The organism is Nocardia sp. NPDC050630 (assembly GCF_044457245.1).
Taxonomy (GTDB): Bacteria; Actinomycetota; Actinomycetes; order Mycobacteriales; family Mycobacteriaceae; genus Nocardia.
The window spans coordinates 389,191-407,394 of record NZ_JBITGN010000002.1 but is presented as its reverse complement, the minus strand read 5'-3'; the positions used below and the strand labels follow the sequence as shown (position 1 = coordinate 407,394).

22 protein-coding genes and 1 pseudogene are annotated in these 18,204 nt (G+C 64.9%); 10 read left to right on the top strand and 13 right to left on the bottom strand.

Features of this window, described 5'->3' with window-relative positions; all coding sequences use genetic code 11:
• The first annotated feature begins 67 nt into the window (after positions 1–67).
• Entirely contained in the window at positions 68–475 is a 408-nt protein-coding gene (locus ACIBG0_RS09290; RefSeq protein ID WP_397030821.1) for an SdpI family protein, read from the top strand.
• Between the two features lie 43 nt (positions 476–518).
• Here the strand turns inward: ACIBG0_RS09290 and ACIBG0_RS09285 are convergent, their stop codons facing one another.
• The 7 genes from ACIBG0_RS09285 to ACIBG0_RS09255 all read right to left on the bottom strand — a co-directional run bounded on the left by ACIBG0_RS09285 (position 519) and on the right by ACIBG0_RS09255 (position 6,224).
• Complete coding sequence (locus ACIBG0_RS09285; RefSeq protein ID WP_397030819.1) at positions 519–890, bottom strand: type II toxin-antitoxin system death-on-curing family toxin; 372 nt, start codon at positions 888–890, stop codon at positions 519–521.
• On the bottom strand, positions 887–1,081 hold the full coding sequence (locus ACIBG0_RS09280; protein ID WP_397030818.1) for a ribbon-helix-helix protein, CopG family: 195 nt from the start codon (positions 1,079–1,081) through the stop codon (positions 887–889). Before ACIBG0_RS09280 ends, ACIBG0_RS09285 begins: the two co-directional genes overlap by 4 nt.
• A 79-nt stretch (positions 1,082–1,160) precedes the next feature.
• Positions 1,161–1,556, bottom strand: a complete 396-nt coding sequence (locus ACIBG0_RS09275) for a cupin domain-containing protein (protein ID WP_397030816.1) — start codon at positions 1,554–1,556, stop codon at positions 1,161–1,163.
• Between the two features lie 248 nt (positions 1,557–1,804).
• A complete protein-coding gene (locus ACIBG0_RS09270; RefSeq protein ID WP_397030814.1) occupies positions 1,805–2,839 on the bottom strand; it encodes an aminotransferase class I/II-fold pyridoxal phosphate-dependent enzyme in 1,035 nt (344 codons plus the stop codon).
• Positions 2,836–3,879, bottom strand: coding sequence for a 3-oxoacyl-ACP synthase III family protein (locus ACIBG0_RS09265; protein ID WP_397030812.1), 1,044 nt, complete (start codon positions 3,877–3,879; stop codon positions 2,836–2,838). Before ACIBG0_RS09265 ends, ACIBG0_RS09270 begins: the two co-directional genes overlap by 4 nt.
• A gap of 9 nt (positions 3,880–3,888) precedes the next feature.
• Positions 3,889–4,548: an SRPBCC family protein gene (locus tag ACIBG0_RS09260; RefSeq protein WP_397030810.1), complete on the bottom strand. Its 660-nt coding sequence runs from the start codon at positions 4,546–4,548 to the stop codon at positions 3,889–3,891.
• Positions 4,545–6,224 (bottom strand): thiamine pyrophosphate-binding protein, encoded by a 1,680-nt coding sequence (locus ACIBG0_RS09255; RefSeq protein ID WP_397030808.1) that lies wholly within the window; start codon positions 6,222–6,224, stop codon positions 4,545–4,547. The genes ACIBG0_RS09260 and ACIBG0_RS09255 overlap by 4 nt, the downstream gene beginning before the upstream one ends.
• A 202-nt stretch (positions 6,225–6,426) precedes the next feature.
• Between ACIBG0_RS09255 and ACIBG0_RS09250 the strand changes: the two genes are divergently transcribed.
• The 3 genes from ACIBG0_RS09250 to ACIBG0_RS09240 all read left to right on the top strand — a co-directional run bounded on the left by ACIBG0_RS09250 (position 6,427) and on the right by ACIBG0_RS09240 (position 8,809).
• A complete protein-coding gene (locus ACIBG0_RS09250) occupies positions 6,427–6,942 on the top strand; it encodes an EXLDI protein (protein ID WP_040697293.1) in 516 nt (171 codons plus the stop codon).
• A gap of 119 nt (positions 6,943–7,061) precedes the next feature.
• Positions 7,062–8,039 (top strand): ATP-binding cassette domain-containing protein, encoded by a 978-nt coding sequence (locus ACIBG0_RS09245; protein WP_397030806.1) that lies wholly within the window; start codon positions 7,062–7,064, stop codon positions 8,037–8,039.
• Positions 8,036–8,809, top strand: coding sequence for an ABC transporter permease (locus ACIBG0_RS09240; RefSeq protein ID WP_397030805.1), 774 nt, complete (start codon positions 8,036–8,038; stop codon positions 8,807–8,809). Before ACIBG0_RS09245 ends, ACIBG0_RS09240 begins: the two co-directional genes overlap by 4 nt.
• Before the next feature lie 48 nt (positions 8,810–8,857).
• On the opposite strand, the gene ACIBG0_RS09235 is transcribed toward ACIBG0_RS09240, so the two are convergent.
• The 3 genes from ACIBG0_RS09235 to ACIBG0_RS09225 form a co-directional block, all read right to left on the bottom strand.
• Positions 8,858–9,565 (bottom strand): anti-sigma factor family protein, encoded by a 708-nt coding sequence (locus ACIBG0_RS09235; RefSeq protein WP_397030803.1) that lies wholly within the window; start codon positions 9,563–9,565, stop codon positions 8,858–8,860.
• The gene (locus tag ACIBG0_RS09230; protein WP_397030801.1) at positions 9,562–10,071 is read right to left on the bottom strand and encodes a sigma-70 family RNA polymerase sigma factor; all 510 of its coding nucleotides are present in this window, start codon (positions 10,069–10,071) and stop codon (positions 9,562–9,564) included. Before ACIBG0_RS09230 ends, ACIBG0_RS09235 begins: the two co-directional genes overlap by 4 nt.
• A gap of 62 nt (positions 10,072–10,133) precedes the next feature.
• A complete protein-coding gene (locus ACIBG0_RS09225) occupies positions 10,134–10,778 on the bottom strand; it encodes a YqgE/AlgH family protein (protein WP_397030799.1) in 645 nt (214 codons plus the stop codon).
• 115 nt (positions 10,779–10,893) lie between these two features.
• On the opposite strand from ACIBG0_RS09225, the gene ACIBG0_RS09220 reads away from it, so the two are divergent.
• The gene (locus ACIBG0_RS09220; protein WP_397030798.1) at positions 10,894–11,655 is read left to right on the top strand and encodes a lysophospholipid acyltransferase family protein; all 762 of its coding nucleotides are present in this window, start codon (positions 10,894–10,896) and stop codon (positions 11,653–11,655) included.
• Position 11,656: 1 nt separating this feature from the next.
• Here the strand turns inward: ACIBG0_RS09220 and ACIBG0_RS09215 are convergent, their stop codons facing one another.
• Positions 11,657–11,968, bottom strand: a complete 312-nt coding sequence (locus tag ACIBG0_RS09215; RefSeq protein WP_397030796.1) for a GNAT family N-acetyltransferase — start codon at positions 11,966–11,968, stop codon at positions 11,657–11,659.
• Between the two features lie 140 nt (positions 11,969–12,108).
• Here ACIBG0_RS09215 and ACIBG0_RS09210 point away from each other — a divergent pair, with 140 nt between their 5' ends.
• On the top strand, positions 12,109–13,707 hold the full coding sequence (locus tag ACIBG0_RS09210; protein ID WP_397030794.1) for an alpha/beta hydrolase: 1,599 nt from the start codon (positions 12,109–12,111) through the stop codon (positions 13,705–13,707).
• Between the two features lie 102 nt (positions 13,708–13,809).
• Here the strand turns inward: ACIBG0_RS09210 and ACIBG0_RS09205 are convergent, their stop codons facing one another.
• Positions 13,810–14,604, bottom strand: a complete 795-nt coding sequence (locus tag ACIBG0_RS09205; protein WP_397030792.1) for an ArsR/SmtB family transcription factor — start codon at positions 14,602–14,604, stop codon at positions 13,810–13,812.
• A gap of 160 nt (positions 14,605–14,764) precedes the next feature.
• Between ACIBG0_RS09205 and ACIBG0_RS09200 the strand changes: the two genes are divergently transcribed.
• The 3 genes from ACIBG0_RS09200 to ACIBG0_RS09190 are packed head-to-tail and all read left to right on the top strand — an operon-like array spanning position 14,765 to position 16,783.
• A complete protein-coding gene (locus ACIBG0_RS09200) occupies positions 14,765–15,691 on the top strand; it encodes an ABC transporter ATP-binding protein (protein WP_397030790.1) in 927 nt (308 codons plus the stop codon).
• Positions 15,688–16,539: an ABC transporter permease gene (locus ACIBG0_RS09195; RefSeq protein ID WP_397030788.1), complete on the top strand. Its 852-nt coding sequence runs from the start codon at positions 15,688–15,690 to the stop codon at positions 16,537–16,539. Before ACIBG0_RS09200 ends, ACIBG0_RS09195 begins: the two co-directional genes overlap by 4 nt.
• A complete protein-coding gene (locus ACIBG0_RS09190; protein ID WP_397030786.1) occupies positions 16,529–16,783 on the top strand; it encodes a helix-turn-helix transcriptional regulator in 255 nt (84 codons plus the stop codon). Before ACIBG0_RS09195 ends, ACIBG0_RS09190 begins: the two co-directional genes overlap by 11 nt.
• 3 nt (positions 16,784–16,786) lie before the next feature.
• On the opposite strand, the pseudogene ACIBG0_RS09185 reads toward ACIBG0_RS09190, so the two are convergent.
• Positions 16,787–17,704 (bottom strand): annotated as a pseudogene (locus ACIBG0_RS09185) (NAD(P)-dependent oxidoreductase); the annotation flags it as partial.
• A 139-nt stretch (positions 17,705–17,843) separates the two neighbouring features.
• Between ACIBG0_RS09185 and ACIBG0_RS09180 the strand changes: the two are divergent.
• On the top strand, positions 17,844–18,194 hold the full coding sequence (locus ACIBG0_RS09180; RefSeq protein ID WP_063045767.1) for a helix-turn-helix domain-containing protein: 351 nt from the start codon (positions 17,844–17,846) through the stop codon (positions 18,192–18,194).
• Positions 18,195–18,204 lie beyond the last annotated feature (10 nt).

Genomic DNA, 18,204 nt, shown 5'->3' with positions numbered 1-18,204 from the left:
CGGGCTCATGCACCGAAAATCGGGCCGGGCTGGATTCGGCGTCGCGGCGGTGCGCTAGCCTCGTTGCGTGTTCGTCGTCGCTCTCGCCCTGTTCGTGCTGGCCATGGTCGCCATCGCAACCGGCGTGCTCGGACTGACCGGGCGGCTGCCACGCAACCGATTCGTCGGGGTGCATACCGAGGCGGCACTGCACGACGAGGAAACCTTCCGCATCGCCAACCGCGTCGCCGCTCCCACCTCCGTGGCCGCGGGCGCACTGCTCTTCGCGGGCGGTCTCGTCGCCCTCGCCGCAGGCGGCTTCCCGGCTTTGATCGTGGCGGTGGTGACAGCCACCGTGGCGCTGTTCACCCTCGGCGCGGGCGCGAATGCCGCAGCTCGCGCGGTCGAGTCGTTGGTTCCCGCCCAAGAGATCGGCGGCTGCGGTTCTTCCTGCGGTGCGTGCTCGTTGCGCGACGCCTGCGCCCCGACCAACTGACACGCGGTCGCGACCAGACTCCGTCGCGACGTCGTGTGCGTCGCTATTCGGCCCATTTCCGGAGGTGCTCGGCGATGTCGGGCACGTCCATGTCCCCGACTGCGACGGCGATCATGATCGGCTCCTGTTCGTCCGGGAGGGCAGCCAGCATGACTCCGTTACGTTCGAGCATGAGGGCCGCCGCCAGGAACGCGGTGCGTTTGTTGCCGTCGATCAGGGCATGATTGCGAGCAAGCGAATGCAGCAATGCCGCGGCCTTTTCGAACAATTCCGGATACGGATCGACGCCGAACACCGTGGTGGACGGACGTGCGGCGGCAGAGGCGAGCAATCCGTAATCCCGAATCGCATCGGTACCGCGGTTCACGGCCCGCGCGATCAGTAGGAGTTCGTGGACCGTCAGATATCGGATCACGCGAGCCGTTCCAGCAATTCGGCGTGCCGGTTCATGGTGCGGGCCAGCATCGCCTCGAACACTTCCTGATTCGCGGTGAGATGCAGATGTATCGCTTCCTTCGCGATCTCTTGCTTGGAGCGGCCGGTGCGCGCGGCTTCCTCGGTCAGCATGCGGTCGTCGTCATCATCGAGTCGCAAGGTCATCGCCATAACCTGCATGATACCTGTCAGATACCACGGCTTGGGCGTCGGCGCGGCCGATACCGTACCGGTCCTGGGAACGCCGCTGCTACGTCGGGAAGCGGCTAGCCGTCGCACACGTGGGTGGGTCTATGTGACGTGACAGCGGGCTGCCGACCGGGTTCAGGTACAGCACGAACAGGGTCACCGGTGTCGTCCCGAGATTGCGGGCCACATGGGGATAGGACGGGCCGCTGGGCTCCCGGAAGATTCGACCGCGCCGGTAGGTGACCGGGTCACAGTCGCCACCGGGGTGGTCGAGGGTGCCCCGGGCAACCAGAACGAAGAGCGTGCCGTCGTGGTAGTGCCAGCCGCTGGTCCCACCGGGCTCGATGACAGTCTGGCGAACAACGACCTCGCGCCGACCCAGCGTGAATCGGAACAGCACGCGACTCGCGGTCCCGTGCGCTGGTGCCGCATTCACCTGAAACTCCCGCCACCGCATGACCATCTCATCGAACCACCGCGAGCCCGAGAAGTTCGTGGACCGGCAGGTATCGGATCAATCGAGCCGGTCCAGCAATTCGGCGTGTCGTTCGGTGGTGCGGGCCGGCATCACCTCGAACACTTCCGCGCTGAGCTTTCGGTCGTCTTCGAATCGCGAGTTCATCGCCATAACTGGATGCTTCAGGCATCGGGCGGGGCGACGACGCATCGGAACAGGTTCCGCGAACGCCGCCGCTCCAACCCCACCTAGCGCAGTGATTCCAGTGCCTTCAGGACCGCGTTGTCTGCGTCGGCGTCTCCGACGGCGATGCGGGCGCTGCCATCGGGGTAAGCCTTGGCCGCGATGCCGGCTCGGCGCAGCGCCGTTGCTACGCCGGGGCCCGGCAGGTACAGGAAGTTGGCGTAGCTGCGGGGCACGGCGATGTGTCGGCGTAGCAACGCACTGCGCAGGGTCTCTCGCGCGGTGGTGATGCGCAAAATGCGCGCGGCCAATTCGGGTTCGGCGGCGTAGGACGCGGCGACCGCGGCCACCGCCGCCGAACTCACTCCGAATGGCAGTTGCAGTCTGCGGACGCGGCTGACCAACTCGCTGCGCCCGAAGGTGTAGCCGATGCGCAGTCCAGCCAGTCCGTATGCCTTCGAAAAAGTGCGCAGGACCAGCAGGTTCGGGTGCCGATTCAGCAGCGCGATGGTGTCGACCTGATCGGTGGGGCCGAGGAATTCGGCATACGCCTCGTCCAGGATGACCGGAACCCGCCGCGGCACCGAGCACAGGAACGCCTTCAGCTCGCTGGCCGCGATCATGGTGCCGGTCGGATTGTGCGGACGGCAGACCACCACCAAACCGGTCCGCCGGTCGATGGCCTTCGTCATCGCCCAGAGATCCTGATTGCCCGCGGCATCCAGCGGCACCGGGACGACCTCGAGATCGGCCATCTCCGCCATGATCGGATAACCGTCGAAAGTCGGTGCCCCGTAGACGATTCCATCGCCAGGCTTGGTCAGTGCCCGGATGATCTGCATGGCCACCCCGGTCGCACCGGAACCGACGACCACCTGATCCGAATGCACCCCGACGCGCCCCGCGATCAACCTCGGCAGCCGACGCGGCAGGAATTCCGGATAGCGATTGGCCTGCGCCAGTACGCTGTTCACCGCGACGAGTACCGAAGGCAATGGCGGAAACGGATTTTCGCTCAGGCTGAGATCGAACCGCGCCTGCGTCCGCTGACTTCGGTGCTGTTGCGAGGGCCGAGATTCATCGGCCACCCGCATGCTCATCCGGCCGCACCCCAGCGCACGGCCGCGGCACCGGCGAAATCACCGGCGTGCGCGAATGCCGACAACAGCACCACCGAGCCGTTGTGCAGCCGACCCGCCCGATTCTCGGTATCTAGTGTGACCGGAATGCCCGCGGCGAACAGATTTCCGCACTGGTCGAAGGTGTCCGGGTGCCGCTCCGGCGGCAATTCCAGTGCGTCGTGCCAGTTGCGCAGGAACAGCCGGTTCGGCTGATTGGTGACGAAGGTGTCGATATCGCGGCCCTTCACCCCGATCCGATCGCACACCGCCAATGCCACCTCCGGCACCAGCCGATTGCCGCGTGCGAACACCTTGGTGATCTTCGATTCGGTGAAGCTGACGCAGCCCTCGCCCTCGCCCGGCTCCCAATACTTGCGCTCGCCATTGGTCGAGAACTCCATATCCCCGGCGAATTCGGGATAGGTGCGGCATTCGATATCCAGGATCGGCGCGGAATCATCCTTGACGAGCAGTCCGACACCGCAGGCGTCACCGGGTACCGGGGCCTGGGCGAGCTTGCGGATTTCGGTCTGGGTGAACACCGGGCCCGCGCAGTTCTGGGTGGCCGCGATGAGCGCGGTGCGGGCGTCGGTGGTTTGCAGGACCATCCTGGCCATGGCCATCATGTGCACGAAGGCCGCACAGCCGCCATTGTGCACGTCGTAGACGAAGCCGGGTTTCATCCCGAGGCGACGGGCCACCTCGGGTCCGCAGCCCATCACCGGATTGTCCGGCAGCTGGGTGTGTGTGATCAGCACATCGATGTCGGTGATCGTCTGTGCGCCATGGCGTTCGATCAGCGGCGCGACGGCGCGCTCGACCATATCCACCGCGGTCTCGTCCCTGGCCACATGGTGGCGCGCCTTGGGCGAGCGGAACATGACGTTCTTGGCCATCCGGTCGGATCGGCTGTACTGGGTGAAGTACTCGGTGCCGACCGGTTCACCCGGCAGATAGCTCGCCACATCGACAAGGCTGACTGTCGGCAGTCCAGGGGCTTCCGGATTGAAGAAGTTCATGGTGCGGCCTCACTTCATCCAGTCGGGTTTGATCGGAAGACCGTTTGCCGCACGGTATTCGCAGATCGCCTTGAGGTTATCCATTTCCAGCTGGTGCCCGGCGGAGAACATCTCCCAGAAGTCGCCCACCCACACCGGCCGCTTCTCGGGAGCCGTTTCGGGATAGGGGTTTTCGTCGTAGAACGGGTGACGGCAGTTCACCCACAGCACCACCGAACCCGGCTTGTTGAACACCACCTGGGCATCGATCACCCGCAGCAGGTAGATCATCCACAGGTGCTGACTCTGATCCCAGGCGCAGTGGTAGTCGACGGTCATACTCTCGCGGTGCGCGACGGTGCGGGTGAAAATCTTGGTCCCCGGGCCCAGCCGGTCCCAGGCCAGCCACAGACCCGGTTCCTCGGTCTCGACGAACCCGCGCAGACTGTAAGTCCACTCCTCCAGGCTGCGGGTATCGGCCAGGTATTCCCACACCTCATCCGGCGGCGCGGCGATATATGCCTGTACCGGACAGAATTCGCCGAAGATCTGGTCGTGCGGATACACCGATCGCAGCATGTCCATGATGATCGGTGTGGTTGCGTCCTTATCGGAGTTCTCGATCCGCAGCACACCGGGGACTACGTCTTCCGGAATGTCGCTGAGGGCAGGGAGGCCGCTTGTGGTCACTGCTTGTTCTCCAATGTCGCGAGAAACGGGATGAAGGGTGGAACTTCGTCGGGGTCGACGTCGATCGAGATGAACGCCGGCCCGTCGGATTCGACGCATCGCCCCAGTGCGATGGCCAGCTCTGCGGTAGTACGGACGGAGTAGGCGGACAGTTCAGGGAACATGGCATCGATGCCCGCGCCCAGGTTGCTCGGCCGAAACCGGTTGAAGCTGTAGCGGTCTCGGTAATAGAGCTGTTCGCGCGTGACGCACATGGCGTGTGCGTTGTTGTTGAGCACAATGAAGACGACCGGCAGCTGATGTTCGATCGCGGTGTGCAATTCCATGCCGTGCATGTAGAAAGCGCCGTCACCCGCGACGACGATCGTGTGTCTGATTCCGGATGGTCCGCGATGCCGTGCGAACGCCGAACCTATTGCGGCGCCGAACGCATAGCCCATCCCACCCATGCCGAGCGCGACCACGAATCGCCCGCCGCGCGGCACTCGCAAATGGTGCACCACCGCGGCCCCGGTATTGCCCGCATCGGCGAAAACATCGGTGCCCTCGGGCAATAACGCCTCGATCGTCTCGACCAATTCGCGATAACGCAGGCCCGGACCGGTCGACTCGGGCACCCGCAAAGGTGTCAGTTCGTGCGGAGGATACGGATGACTCGAGTCTTCGACGCCGTCGGCGAGGTCATCCGCGAGTTCGGCGAGATCCCGCGCGAGATCCGTACTGGTGGTGTGGACCGCGGACAGATGCGGCGCGGCGACACCGATATGCGCGACGGTGCGGTCGGCCAACAGTTCGTCCAACCCGGTGCGCGCGGTAATCGGCATCGGTGTGCCGACGATCAGGCACAGCGTGGCCGAGCGCAGTGCCGCCGACAGCTCGGGATGTCCCATGCTCCCGGCCACACCGCAGAAGGCAGGATCGGCATTGTCGTAGGTGTCCTTGGCATCCGGGGCGACACCTACCGACGCATCCAATGTGCGTGCCAGCCGAGCGAGTTCGGCGCGGGCATCGTCGCGCGCGACCTGGTCGCCCGCGATGATCACGATCTTGCCGACCGTGCGAGCCGCGGTCAGCGCCGCGCGTAGCCGGGCCAGGCCGCTCTCATCGCGTCGATGCGGCTGTGGGGCCGATCGGAATGGTGGGACATCACCGATATCGCTCTGCTGCACGTCCTTCGGCAGTAGCAGGACCGCTGGTCCGCCGCGTCGGGCGGCGTCGACCGCCCTGGACAACTTGTCGGGTAGATCAGCGGCGCTGTCCACCCGTGCGCAGTACTGGGTGATCTCGCCGAACATCCGTGCCGCATCGATGGTGCCCGCGAGCCCACTGGAGTCCTGGAATGCGCCATTGCCCTCCTGCGCGGTCGGCGGCTGCCCGACCAGCGCCAAGACCGGCACTCGGGACGAGAACGATTCGGCGAGCCCGGCAACGAGATTCATCGCGCCCCCGCCGGAGGTGGCGGCGACGACACCGAGTCCGCCGGTCGAGCGGGCATAGCCGTCGGCCATGGTCGCGGCCGAAAATTCGTGCTTGGCGACGATGCCCGCGACGTCGTCGGGCGCATCGAAGAGCGCGTCGTATAGATCCTCGATATTCGCGCCGTCGACACCGAAGATGTGCCGTACCCCCAGGGTCGAAACCGCTCGAACCAGATAATCTACGACTCTGCTCGGCATCGGTTCTCCTCTCGCAGTGACCGGCCGTGCGCCTGAGGCGAAGCACGGGCGCGATCACACATCGCGTACACGTGAACTACGAGTTGGACTGCTCAACGGTTCAATACCTCGCGCACGATGTACTTCGCGCACAACGCGCTCGGGAGATTCTTGTGAGCAGACACAGCTTGCGTGTACGTATACATCTACGTATAGTGAGTTCATGCCCAACAAGACGATCTACGTTGCCGATGACGATCTGCCTCTGTTCCAGCGTGCGCAGGAGCTGGTCGGCGGCAATCTTTCGGGGGCGGTGACCACCGCGCTGCGGCGGTTCATCGAGCTGGAAGAGGGCAGGCTGGAGGGCTACGACGAGGTGGTGCTGCGGGTCGGCCACAACGGTGTGCGCCAGGTTCGCTTCTCCGGCGCGCTGCTCGGCGAGCACCGCGACGTGAACGAAGAGCGCATGGAACACGTCCGGGTGTATCGCAGTCGGAAGGGCAAATTCGTCATGCACGCCCAGTACTCGAACTGGGACGAATACCCGCAGAGCACCAACTGGGTCAAGGATCTGACGAACTGGCGGCGCATGCTCGGCGTCGGTGACCAGGACTGGGGCGACTTCATTTTCGAGATCGTCGATTCGCTCGGCGAACTGAAGGGGAAGATTCCGGACAAGCTCTATGAGCGGGTGGCTCAGATCGCCGACCGCCCGCCGGTCGAGGAACTCGACATCTAGCCGAACTCGATACCAACCGAATACCACCTTCGATAATGCCGCACCGGACTATGGGCGCGGTGCGGGTAACTCATGCTGCCATTCGCATTCTTTTATGAAAAATTCTGGAAAGGAAGGCCATGACCAATGGTCATCGCACGCCCGCCATTTCGGCGCAGGGCGTGCGTAAATCGTTCGGTGAGCACACGGTGCTCGACGGCATCGACATCACGGTCCAGGAGGGCACGATCTATTCCCTGCTCGGCCCGAACGGTGCCGGCAAGACCACCACCGTGCAGATCCTCACCACGCTGCTGCGCCCCGATGCGGGTGAGGTCCGCGTGGACGGCCGTGATCTGGTCACCGAACCCGATGCCGTGCGCACCGCGATCGGCGTCACCGGCCAGTTCTCCGCAGTCGACGAATTGCTGACCGGTCGCGAAAACCTCGTCCTGATGGGCGATCTGCATCATCTGCCGCGTCGCGAGAGCAAGCGCCTCGCGGCCGAGCTGCTGGAGCGTTTCGACCTGGTCGAGGCCGGTGACAAGACCGCGGCCACCTATTCCGGCGGCATGGTGCGGCGGCTGGATCTGGCCATGACGCTGGTCGGCGATCCGCGCATCATCTTCCTGGACGAGCCGACCACCGGGCTGGATCCGCGCAGTAGGCGGGCGATCTGGGAAATGATCCGCACGCTGGTCGACGACTACAGCGTGACCGTCTTCCTCACCACCCAGTACCTCGAGGAGGCCGATCAACTGGCCGACCGGATCGCGGTGCTCGACCACGGCCGGATCGTCGCCGAGGGCACGGCCGCCGAATTGAAGCGGCGGATACCCGGCGGACATATTCGACTGGAATTCGCCGATCAGCTCGGACTCGCTGCCGCCGCGACGGCATTGGGGCCCGAGGCGCGGGTTGTCGATGACGCGGCCGAGGAGGAATTCACCCTCGCGGTCCCCAGCGATGGCGGCGTCAAATCGTTGCGCGCGGTGCTCGACCGGCTCGACCACGAGCAGATCGAGGTCGCCGGACTTTCGGTGCACACCCCCACCCTCGACGACGTATTCCTCACCCTCACCGGACATCCCACCGCCGAAAAGGAGACCGTGCGATGAGCTCGATGACATATGCGCTCACCGACTCGAAGACGATGTTGCGGCGCAGCATGCTGCACGCGAAGCGGTATCCGAGCATGACGTTCAGCATCATCCTGATGCCGATCATCCTGCTGCTCACCTTCAACTTCGTTTTCGGTGGCGCACTGGAGAAGTCGTCCGGCGGTAACTATATCGACTACCTGACCCCTGGCATGCTGCTGATGATCCCGGCGTATATGACCGCGGGTGTGGCGGTCTCGGTCTGCACCGACACCACCAAGGGCATTGTGAATCGCTTCCGCACCATGGCGATTTCGCAGTCATCGATACTCGCCGGACATGTGATCGGCGCATTGATCCAGGCCCTGCTCGGCATCGCGGCCATGGTCGGTGTCGCGGTGCTCGTCGGGTTCCGGCCGTCGGCGAATGTCGTCGAGTGGATCGCCGCATTCGGACTGCTCGCCATGCTCGTCTTCGCACTCACCTGGCTCGCGGTCGGAATGGGACTGGTCGCGTCGAGCCCGGAGAGCGCGAGCAATATGCCCTTCCCGCTGATCATGCTGCCGTTCCTCGGCAGCGGCCTGGTCAGCACCGACACCATGCCGGTCGGCATGCGTCAGTTCGCCGAGTACCAGCCGTTCACCCCGCTCACCGAAACCATCCGCGGCCTGCTCATGGGCACCGAGATCGGCAATAACGGCATCATCTCGATTGCCTGGTGCGTCGGACTCGGGCTGGTCGGCTACTTCTGGTCGATGTCGGTCTTCCGCAAGCAAGCCAAGCGCTGAACCACCGACGACGATCCCCCGCCGAGTTCGGCGGGGGATCGAGGCAGGTCAGACCGTGCCGGACAGCAGCGTCTCGCCCGTCGACGCCTTGCGGATCTGCACCGCCTGGATCTGATCCGGCGTCTTGGCGATGGTCCGGTCGATCGTCAGCTCGGTGCCGGGTCCGGCGGGCCACCGGTCGAGTTTGGCCTGGCTGCCGTCGGTGCCGATGACGTACAGGTCGAGGTCCCAGTCGTACTTCTGGTCGCTCGGCCCATAGCTGCAGGTCATCACGATCCGGGTCTTGCCATCGGCCTGGAGGACCTTGAAACTCGCGGTCACCGGATTCGGTGTGATCGGTTCCATACTGCGTTCGGCCACAACCTGCTCGGGGCTCGGCCTATCCACCGCGGTGACCGCGGTGACCACCGGAACCGCGATGGCCACCGCCGCGGCGGCCCCCGCGATCGCGGCACCTACGGTCGCCCACCGACTACGCCGCCTGCGCCTCTCGGCCGCGTCCGCGAGTCGGGGCAGCAGCTGAGCGGGGGGATCCGCCTCGCCCGCAGTCTTTTCCGGCGGCTCGATCATGGCGAACGCGGTGTCGGGATCGACCATGGAGAGCAGACCCGGGAGTCCGGCGAGATCGGCTACCGCCGCCCGGCAAACCGGGCAGCCCGCCAGATGCTCTTCGTACTCCCGCCGTTCGGCGCGGGACAGGGAGCCGAGAATGTACGGTGCATCCCACGTCGAGTAGTCGTCGGCGATGTCCGTCATTGATTCGTCACCCCCATCTCCTGTAATGCCAGCCGTAGCGCCCGCATGCCGTAGTGCATGCGAGATTTCACCGTGCCCGCCGGGATAGCTAGTTCCTCGGCGATCTGGTGGGTGGAAAGGCCTCGATAGTAGGCACGCACGATCACCTCGCGATGGTCGCCGCTGAGTCTGCTCAACGCGTCCGCGACCAGCCAGCCGTCCAGGGCTCGATCGGACTGATCCGGTGCGGCCTGTTCCGGCGGATTGTCGGTGCGGAATTCGCGCCGATTGCGGGCGCTACGGTGCTCATCCACGGCGAGATTGCGCGCGACCGTGAACAGCCACGCCCGTGCCGATGTCGTCGATTGATCGAGCACGTTCGGGCGCTGCCACGCCCGCAACAACGTCTCTTGCACGATGTCCTCGGCCCGACCTGGATCGCGGACCAAACCGAGCGTGTACCGCCATAGCACCGAAGCATGTTCCTGATACAGAACCCGCATGAGCTCGGCTTGTTCGTCGGGCATTAGTCACCTCCCGCTCATCCCACGAGTCAGGAGGGCTAAAAGGTTCAATGCGCGCCGACACGTCAATTGCGTTCTAGTTCGATCGGGTGCGTGGCGAGCAGGGATAGGGGCAGTGGCTGGCGGCGGAGTACGTGGGCCCACAGGTCGGGGCGGCCGGTGCTGATCGGATCCGAGGGCAACGCCGACAGCACGATCCAATCGTTGTTCTGCAGTTCGCCTTCGAGTTGGCCGAAAGTCCAGCCCGCATAGCCCGCGAAGATCCGCAGTCCCTCGATCCGCGGGGTGATCTGGTCCGGGTCCGCGTCGAGATCGACGAGCACCACGCGGCCATCGATGCGACGCAGTCCACGAACGCCCGTGATCGACGCGCCGACCCTGATGGTGCCGAGACACAGCGCTGCGTCCCGCTTGACCGGTCCGCCGATGAAGAGCGTGCGCGGCGGTGCGGCCGCCTCGGACCAGCGCGGAAGCACGTCGTGCACCGCGGTATCGCTCGGGCGGTTGAGTACGACGCCGAGGCTGCCTGCCTCGTTGTGTTCGATGATGTATACGACGGTGCGCCGGAAGGTCGGCTCGACCAGTTCAGTCGCCGACACCAACAGGGTGCCTGCGCGAACCACCTGCTCGCCCTGCCGGAAGTCGCGTCGCCTGCGGTCACCGTGTCCGCCGCGAGTCTTCCGATCGTCCGGGTCATCTCCGCGTGCCACTCCGACATCATCGCACTGGCGCGGGCGGTTCGTCGGTCAAGCGGCGTGGCGGATTCCCGAGCCGAGCGCGAATGGGACCCCGACACGCCGAAAACAGACCGGTTAGGGTATGGCCATGGAACGGCCCGAGGTCCTGCTCGACAACGCTGAAACTGTGTACGACTTCTATCGAGACCACCGGCAGAACAGGCTCACGGCTTGGGGTGCCTACGCCATTCTCGGGCGTCGATACCATCCGCGCGTCACCTACGCCGACGGTGCACGAAAGCTGCTGCACCAGGTGATTCGCCAGGGCAGGCCATTGCTTGTCGCGCTCAATCACCTCTCCGAATCCGACCCGTACACCGTTGCCGCCGCGGCCTGGCGCAGCGAATTGCGTTCGGTGATCGGGCGAGTCCGGGTGCTGGCCAAAGACGAGCTCTTCCTCGAGCCCGATCAGCGCCGCAAGATCGACATGATGGGCGGGATCCCGGTATTCCGCGGTAAGGACCACGGCCTGCGGGCAGTGAATGCGGCGGGGCAGCGGATGATGGATATCTGCGCGCAGCGGCTGGCCGACGGTGACGGCATCGCGGTTTTCCCGGAGGGCACCTGCAACGAGGTCGACCACACCGAGGTGCAGCCGGTAGGCAGCGGGATCGGGCACATCGCATTCCGCGCGATGAAGCTGGGGGCGAAGCCGGTTCTGGTCAGCATGGGTTTGAGCTATGGGCCGCGACTCGATGCGAGCGTGCCGGTCACCAAGGAGGAGGCCAAGGCGGCCAGCTTCTATTTCGGGGCGCCGATCACCGAGTTGCCGACCAAACCCGCGGAAATAGCCCGACTGGTACGCACCGACCTACAGCAGGCGCTCGACGGAGCCGTCGCCGCGTACTGACCTACAGCGGCAGGCCGAGCTTCTCGCGCGCCCACTGCGGAACCATCGCGATGTACTCCGGCCGCGACTCGACGACGTGACGCACCATCGGGCACATCGGCAGAATGCCGAAACCCTCCTGACGTGAGTCGTTCAATGCCGCGTGCACCAGCACCCGGCCGCATCCCCGGCCTTCGTGCCTCTGGTCGATTTCGGTATTGACGAAGGCGCGTTCGGCGCCGGTGTCCTGATATTCGGCGTAGCCAGCGATGGCACCGTCGACGTAGATCTCGAAGCGTTCCAGCGCGTAGTTATTGCGGACCTCAGTCGACATGGCTCGACGCTACTCCGGTGGGCGCGGATCGTTGTGCACCGCAATACCAATCGCGCCTCGACTTGTCCGCGCGTCCCCGGCTGACCAGAATGCTCATGGTCGCGTCGAATACCGCGATGGGCCCGGCGGAGGTACGAAAAATGACGAGGACGCCAGGTTTTCCGCGAGCACTTGTCACGCTCGCGACCGCGAGCCTGATCAGCGGCTCGATCGTGACGGGTTGGGCCGAGGCCGCACCCGCGGCATCCTTCGGCGCCTGCCCGGACGCGTCGGTGACCGAGGGGCGTGGTGTGCAGTGCGCGGTGGTCTCAGTCCCGATGAATTACGCCGACCCTCGAGGTGCGCGCATCGAACTCACCGTCAGCCGGATCGCCGCGGCAGGGGAGCGTCGCGGCGTCATCGTCGCGAACCCGGGCGGACCCGGCGCGGATGCCCTCGACTACTGGGCCCGTCGGATCGATGCGATGCCCGCCGAGCTCAACGAGCATTACGACCGGGTCGCGGTGCAGCCGCGCGGACTGCGCTGGGCCACGCCGCTGCAATGCGATTCTCGAACGCCGAGTGCGGCATCGAAATCCGCTGAGGGCGAGAAAGTGTCGCTGGGCGGCGGTAATCGCGACGTTCTCGAGAAGGCCTGCGATGCGGCGCAGCCCGGCTACCTAGACACCATCACCACCGAGAGCACCGCGCGCGATCTGGATGAGGTGCGCGCCGCGCTCGGTGTGGATCGGATCAGTTATCTCGGGACCTCCTACGGCACCTATCTCGGCGCGGTGTACGCGTCGTTGTTCCCGAGCCGGGTGGATCGAATGGTGTTGGACTCCAACGTCAATCCCGATTGGGTGTGGACCGAGGAATTCGCGCAACAGCAGGTCGCGGGCAAGCAGCGCCTCGACGATCTGTTCGCCTGGATCGCCGAACACAACGGCGACTACGGACTCGGTGATACCGCGCTGCAGGTTTACCAGAACTGGGTGCGGCTGGTCGCCGACCAAGGCGGCGGCTGGTACGCCAACCTGACTCCGCCACCCGCGAGCGTCGCCGACCTGCCCGGCGCGCTGCCCGAACCGTTCGCCGAAATCGCCCGCGATGGTTTCAACGACAGTGTGGAACAGGCGGGCAAGGTGCAGAATCTGGTGCGCCTGCTGGTCACCGGCGGCGGGTCGGCACAGGTGCCGCTGGTCGGTGCGACCGCGGTTGCCACCTACACCCGCACCTTCTGGCCGATCTTCGCCAGGGCGATGGCCGAGGCCAATATCGATCCGAAGAATGTCCGCCAGCTGCTCGCCATCGAGGGCGCGACCAGCACCGATCCCACCGGCCGCTTCGTCTTCTCCGCCATCACCTGCAATGAGAACAATGTGCCCGGCCGTTCCGAACTGATCGGCTCGGCCATCGCCACCATCGCCACCGGCGGCAATGCCATGGACGCCCGCGCCGATCTGGTTCGCTCCGGAACCGCATGCGGCAGTTGGAAACCGGTGACCAAGCCGGTCCCGATCACCGGAATGGGTTTGCACACCCGGCCCCTGCTGCTGCAGAGCCGCTGGGATGCGCTGACCGCCTACGCGGGCGGACCGGCCATGGCATCGGCGCTCGGCGGATCACTGATCACGGTCGAGGGCGGCGACCACGGCGCATTCGGGCGCGGCAACACCGCCGTCGACGACGCCGTGATGACCTATTTGCGCACCGGTCAGGTCACCATCGACCACGCCGAGCAGGCACCGTTGCGGTAGACATGGTGATGAGCTCCGCAGGTCCCTCAGGTAGGTGCGCCTCAGGCGACAATCACGCTGAGTCCCCGGCGGTGTTCGGGCATTTCAGCGATCCAACTAGAGCTACGCCAGCGGTGACGGCAGGGCTTCGCCGGTCTCCAGCAAGGTCTTGAGGCTCGACAAGATGCTCGGCCAACCGCCGCTGATTCCGGCCAGGACGGCACTGCCGGGTTCGAAGCCGTCGTGGATGACGGTCAGTTTCACGGTTTCGCCCTCGGGTTCGAGTTCGAAGGTGACCTTCGAGCGGGGCTCGCGGGCCCAGGCCGCCACGTCTTCCGGGTTCATGTCGAAGGTGGTGGCGAAGGCGGGGTCGAAGGTGTGCCAACTGTAGGAGAGCCGGGTGTACGGATCCGACTCCAGGACAACCTGTTCCGGGTCCTTGCTGGTCCAATCGCGTTGGTGCCACACCATTTCCGAGCCGGGCCGCCAATCGGTGTCGAAGCTGGCGCCCCAGTAGCGGTTGGTGAAGGCCGGGTCGGTCAGGGCCTGCCAGAGCCGCTCCGGCGTCGTCTTGATGTAGGTGGTGTAGACGAATGCGTTCTCGCTCACGGTTTTTGCCTCCAATGCATGTTTGAGGTCGGCCAGCGTGTGGACGCGGGCGCGGTGGTAGCGGGTGATCCACCGCTCGGCGATGGCGTTGATGGGCTCGGCATTGAGGTAGTGCAGTTTTTCGCGGCCGCTACGGCACGTGGTGATCAAGTTGGCGGCCTCCAGGATCGCGAGGTGCTTGCTCACCGATTGACGGGCCATATCCAGTTCGGCGCACAGTTCGCGCAGGGTCTGGCCGTTGCGCGCGTTGAGGCTGTCGAGCAGTCTTCTGCGGCTCGGATCGGCCAGCGCTCGGAACACCTCGTCCATATCACCTTCTTCGATATATGCAGCCGCCCGGCTGCGTATTTCTACCTTAGGCAGCCATTTGGATGCATGTCAACGAGGGTGCAGCCAAGAAATAGCATTGTCATGGCGAGATGTAGTAGATATGCTATGAGTCATCCCGATCTCACAACGGGAGGATGAGATGACCTTGGGTGACGGCGTCGCGCTCGACGTCGAGAAATTGCGGATGCGCTACGGCACGACCGACGTCCTGCACGACGTGACGTTTCAAGCCCGGCCGGGCGAAGTGCTGGTGCTCCTCGGCCCGAATGGTGCGGGCAAAACCACCACCATCGAAATTCTGGAAGGTTTCCGCATGCGTTCCGCAGGGCGCGTCGAGGTACTCGGCGTGGATCCGGCGCACGGCAACGAAGCCTGGCGGGCGCGACTGGGCGTCGTCCTGCAATCGTGGCGCGACCACGCCAAATGGCGTGTGCACGAGCTACTTTCACACCTAGGCTCCTATTACGCGCCGTACGGCACGGATAGGATCCGCAGGCCCTGGGACACAGACGAACTCATTGCCGCCGTCGGACTCACCGAGCAGGCGAACAGCAAGATCGGATCGCTTTCGGGCGGGCAACGTCGTCGCATGGATGTCGCGATCGGCATCGTCGGCCGCCCCGAACTGCTGTTCCTCGACGAACCGACCGCGGGCTTCGACCCACAGGCCCGCCGCGAATTCCATGATCTGGTCCATCACCTCGCCGACGACCGGACCACCATCCTGCTCACCACCCACGATCTCGACGAGGCCGAGAAGCTCGCCGACCGGATCATGATCCTGGCGGGTGGGCGAATCATCGCCGACGGCTCGGCCGACGAACTGTCGCGCCGTATCGCGGGCGAGGCCGAAATCCGTTGGACCCACGATGGACAACGGTTCGTGCACACCACCGCCGAGTCGACCGAGTTCGTCTACGAACTGTTCAAGCAGCACGGCGACGAGATCGGCGAGCTCGAAGTGCGCCGCGCTTCACTGGAGGACACGTATATGGCGCTGGTGCGGCAATACGAGTCCGGTCGCCTCGAAACCGAGGTCCATTCACTGGAGGAGGTCGCGCGATGAATCCGATCGATGCCGCCGTGCGGGCCGGAGCCCGGCGCGGTCTGATCGAAATACGGCAATCGCTCACCAATGTGCAGGATCTGTGGGGGATGCTCTTCTGGCCGGTCGTCATGGTCGTCGTGCTGTTCTTCATGCGCGATGCGACCTTCGAGACGAGTGGCTTCGCCCTCGGTTCGCTGGCTCTGCCGAGCATTCTCGGCATGCTCGTCGCCTTCAACGGCATGTTCGGCATTGCCCAGATGCTGACCCTGGAACGCGAAGACGGAACCCTGTTGCGCGCCAAGGCGACTCCGAACGGCATGGTCGGCTATCTGATCGGCAAGATCGTCACGACCGCGGGCTGGGTGATCATCCCTTTCGTGATCGTGCTGATTCCGGGGCTGTTCCTGGTCGACGGCACGGCAATGGGCAGCGTCGGTTCCTGGCTGGGCCTGATCGGCGTCGTCGCACTCGGCATGCTCGCGACGATGCCGGCCGGTGCGGTGCTCGGATCACTGTTCAGCAACCCGCGCAATATCGGCTTCCTCTCGCTGCCGATCATGGGCATCGTCGCGATCTCCGGCATTTTCTACCCGATCACCTCGATGCCGGGCTGGCTGCAGGGCATCGCGCAGGTATTTCCGGTCTACTGGGTCGGGCTCGGCATGCGCTCGGCGATGCTGCCGGGCGATGCGGTCGCCATCGAACTCGGCCATTCCTGGCGGCATTGGGAAACGGTTGCCGTGCTCGGTGTCTGGGCGGTGGCCGGGCTGCTGCTCGCACCGATCGTGCTGCGTAGGATGGCACGTCGCGAGTCCGGGTCGAACGTGGCGGCGCGCCGCGAGAAGGCGATACAGCGTGCCTACTGAGGTCATTTACAACCGCATCGCCATGTTGCGGGCCGAGCGCGGTATCTCCCGGCGGGAGCTTGCCGAAGCGCTCGGCGTGCATTATCAGACGATCGGTTACCTCGAACGCGGCGAATACAGCCCGAGCCTGCATCTCGCATTGCGGATCGCGGCGTATTTCGAGGTCGCGGTGGAGGTGATCTTCTCGACCATCCCATTCCCGCGCCTCGGCTCCGTCGATTCGGCGCGTGCCGCAGGGGACTGAGACTTACCGCTTGGCGAACAACTGATACACCGGAACCGGCTGGCCCGCCTCCTCACTGGCCGCGATCGCGCGCCGCCACAGGCCCTGTACCGCGTGCGACAGGGTCGCGTCGACGCCGACCTCCTCACTGGCATCGATGATGTGCTGCGCCCCGGCATCCATCATCTTCAGACTGGCCAGCGTGCCCCAGCCGCCCACCTTCGCGGCAGCTGCGAAATCCTCGATGAAATACGGGTACGCGCCGGCCGCACGCAGCGCGAAGGGCACGAACTGATCGATGCTGTGACCGGACTTCTCGATCACCGCGAGCGCCTGATCGAAGGCGAGCATCCAGGGATGGAAAATGATCAAACCGGCCTGGTAGAAGATCTGGGCGAGACCGTCATCCACACCGAGGTATTCCTGTGGACTCAGCGGACGCAGAAGTTCGGCGTGCGCGTCGAAGACCTCTTTCGGACCGCTGTAGAAGATGAACGAGGCCGGATGGGCGATATTGTCGCCCGCGGACATGACGCCGCCGGAAATGAATTCCGCACCGTGCGAGCGCACCCACTCGGCACCCTTGCGTGCCTTCTCCGGTGAATCCGAGGACAGATTCACGATCACCTTGTCCGGCAAATGGTCGGTGGCCTGGCCCAATACGTCGTACATGGCGGCGTAGTGGGTGAGGCTGAGCACGGTCACCGCATTCGCGTCCAGCGCCTCGGCGACCGTGGCGGCTCGCTTCGCGCCGAGTTCGACCATCGCGTCGACCTTTTCGGTGCTGCGATTCCAGACCGTCACCTCGATACCGGCATCCAGGAAGGCCCGGACCATGGCCCGGCCCATCGGACCCAGGCCGACGATGGAAACGGAGCCAGCGGTGGTCTGCTCGGACATGTTGTGTCCCTTCGATTCTCGTTGCGATTGCTGGTCGACTGACCCTTTCGAGCGACCTGCGAACTGTCGCTGCGGTCAGATACCCATGGTCGTTGTCGCAGGTAGCGTGGGGAAGACCGAACGTTCAGGTGTGGTTGCTTACCTCGAGGTTCGAATTCAGCTCAGAAGGAGTGCGGTGGGCATGAGTAGTGACGCGGATCACGATGTATGCGGCATGTCGGTGGCGATCGACGTCGTCGGCGGCAAATGGAAACTGCACCTGATGTGGGTGCTCGCTGCGGGTCCGCAGCGTTTCGGTCGGATCCGCAAGCTGCTCACCGGCGTCAGCGAGAAGGTGCTCGCGGAGAATCTGCGTCATCTGGAGGCCAGCGGCGTGGTGCACCGCGAGGTTTTCCCCGAAGTCCCTCCGCGCGTCGAATACTCGCTCACGCCGCTCGGCGAAGAACTCGAAATCGCCCTGCGCCCGCTCGAAGCCTGGGGCGATAAGCACCGCGACGAGTTGCTCGGCAATCTGCTCGCCGCGGCGGGCTGATGCCGAGGGA